This is a genomic window from Rhizobacter sp. P1_G5 (genome assembly GCF_056405435.1).
In genome coordinates this window covers 1-2,547 of sequence record NZ_JBFUCB010000768.1, presented here as the reverse complement: position 1 = coordinate 2,547, position 2,547 = coordinate 1, and the positions used below count along the sequence as shown (strand labels likewise).

The 2,547-nt window shown below is 70.3% G+C and carries 2 protein-coding genes and 1 pseudogene; all 3 read left to right on the top strand.

Features of this window, described 5'->3' with window-relative positions; translation table 11 throughout:
* A partial coding sequence (locus AC1D12_RS30765) for a ribonuclease catalytic domain-containing protein (protein ID WP_477845010.1) occupies positions 1–1,286 on the top strand: 1,286 nt, incomplete at its 5' end.
* A gap of 7 nt (positions 1,287–1,293) precedes the next feature.
* A complete protein-coding gene (locus AC1D12_RS30760) occupies positions 1,294–2,154 on the top strand; it encodes an energy transducer TonB (protein ID WP_047506647.1) in 861 nt (286 codons plus the stop codon).
* 17 nt (positions 2,155–2,171) lie between these two features.
* Positions 2,172–2,547: pseudogene (aroE, locus tag AC1D12_RS30755) on the top strand (shikimate dehydrogenase); the annotation flags it as partial.

Here is a 2,547-nt window from a genome sequence, read left to right as displayed (position 1 = left end):
GCACCGTGGTGTTCGGCGTGCACATCGCGGCGCCCAGCCTCGCGATCGCACCCGACAGCCCGGTCGACAAGGTCGCGCGCGACCGGCTGTCGACCGTCTACATGCCGGGCTACAAGCTGACGATGCTGCCCGACGACGTGGTGCAGGCCTACACGCTGCAGGCCGGGCGCGACTGCCCCGCCGTGTCGCTGTACGTCAGCTTCGACGAGGCGACGCTGAAGGTGACCGGCAGCGAGACGAAGCTCGAGCGGGTGCCGATCGCCGCCAACCTGCGCCACGACCAGCTCGACGCGGTGATCACCGAGGCCACGCTGCTCGGCGAGGCGCCGGCGGCTTACGAATTCGCGCCGGAGCTGGCGTTTTGCTTCCGCCTGGCCCGCCACCTGAAGGCCGGCCGCGAGCAGGTGCGCGGCAAGCCGGAGCTGTTCAACCGCGCCGACTACAACTTCAAGCTCGACGGCAACGACGGCGCCGAGCCGCAGGGCCACGAGCGCGTCAGCATCGGCACCCGCCAGCGCGGCTCGCCGCTCGACCTGATCGTCGCCGAGGCGATGATCCTCGCCAACAGCACCTGGGGCGGTTGGCTCAACGAACTCGGCGTGCCGGGCATCTACCGCAGCCAGGCCAGCATGGCGCCGGGCGTCAAGGTGCGCATGGGCACCAAGGCCGCGCCGCACGCCGGCATGGGCGTCGCGCAGTACACCTGGGCCACGTCGCCGCTGCGCCGCTATGTCGACCTGCTGAACCAGTGGCAGATCGTCGCCTGCGCGCGCCACGGCCGCACCGCGGCGCTGGCCGCACCGTTCAAGCCGAAGGATGCCGCGCTGTTCTCGGTGATCTCCAGCTTCGATGCGGCCTACAGCGCCTACAACGGCTTCCAGTCGGTCATCGAGCGCTACTGGACGCTGAAGTACCTGGAGCAGAACGGCATCGCCGAACTCGACGCCGCGGTCATGAAGGAAGGCCTGGTGCGCGCCGACACGCTGCCGCTGGTGTTCCGCGCGGTCGGCGCCGACCGGCTGCCGCGCGGCGCGCGCGTGAAGGTGCGCATCACCGGCACCGACCTGCTGACGCTGGACGTGCATGCGAGCGTGCTGTCGCGCATCGACGATCCGGACACCTCGGCCGATGACGCGGTCATCGAGGATGCCGAAGTTGAAAACGAYAGCGACAGCGAGGACGTGGCCGCCGGTCCGCTGACGCTCGCGATCGACGTGGCTGGCGATGCAGGCGACGAAGAAGCCCCCGCCCCCGATGCGGCAACCGCCGCCACCCCTGCCGCCTGAGAGACCGATGCTGAAGAAGTTCTCCACCCTGCAGATCGCGCTCGCGGTGTCGATCGGCGTGCATGCCCTGTTGCTGGTGGTGCGCTTCGTCGACCCGGAGGGCTTCAACCGCGTGTTCCAGGACACGCCGCTGGAGGTGATCCTCGTCAACGGCAGTTCGGCCGAGGCACCGGTCAAGCCGCAGGCGATCGCGCAGCGCAACCTGGCCGGCGGCGGCGAGGCCGAGCGCGGCCGCGCCACCTCGCCGCTGCCGTCGTCGGCGCTGATCGAGCTCGGCGACTCGGCCGACGAGGCCCACAAGCAGATCGAGCAGCTGCAGGAGACCCAGCAGCAGCTGCTCGCGCAGGTGCGCCGCGAGCTGGCCTACCTGCCGGCCCCCGACCCGAAGCGCGACCGCGGCGATCCGCAGGCGCGTGCGCAGGAGGAACGCCGCCGCCAGCTGATGCAGCTGCTGGCCGAGATCGAGAAGCGCATCAATGAAGAGAACTCGCGGCCGAAGAAGCGCTACATCAGCCCGGCCACCCGAGAGGAGCTGTACGCGATCTACTACGACTCGCTGCGCCGCAAGATCGAGGACCGCGGCACCCGCAACTTCCCCGAGTCGCAGGGCAAGAAGATCTACGGCGAGCTGATGATGGTGATCACGATCGATGCCGCCGGCCGCGTGATGGAGACCGAGATCGTGCGGCCGTCGAAGTCGCCGCTGCTCGACAAGCGCGCCCAGGCCATCGTGCGCGCGGCCGCGCCGTTCGGCCAGTTCAGCACCGAGATGCGCAAGCGCGCCGACCAGCTGGTGATCACCTCGCGCTTCCGCTTCACCCGCGAAGAAGGGCTCGAGACCACGCTGAGCGCCCCCGCGACGCGCTGAGCCTCACGAGACACGCCATGGATCGCTACGTCGTCGCCGGCAATCCGGTGCAGCACAGCCAGTCGCCGTTCATCCACGCGCGCTTCGCCGAACAGACCGGCCAGGCGCTGCACTACGACCGGCTGCTGTGCCCGCTGGACGGCTTCGCCGACACCGTGCGCCGCTTCGCCGACGAGGGCGGGCGCGGCTGCAACGTCACCGTGCCGTTCAAGTTCGAGGCCTTCGACCTGGCGGCACGGCGCACCGACCGCGCGGCGCTGGCCGGGGCGGCCAACATCCTGCGCTTCGACGCGCGTGACGGCTGGCTGGCCGACAACGCCGACGGCTGCGGCCTGGTGCGCGACATCGAACGCAATGCCGAACGCACGCTCGCCGGGCAACGCGGGCAACGCG

Excerpts from the sequence above, each read along its gene's own strand:
- AC1D12_RS30760 (WP_047506647.1), top strand. The coding sequence starts at position 1,294 with ATGCTGAAGAAGTTCTCCACCCTGCAGATCGCGCTCGCGGTGTCGATC.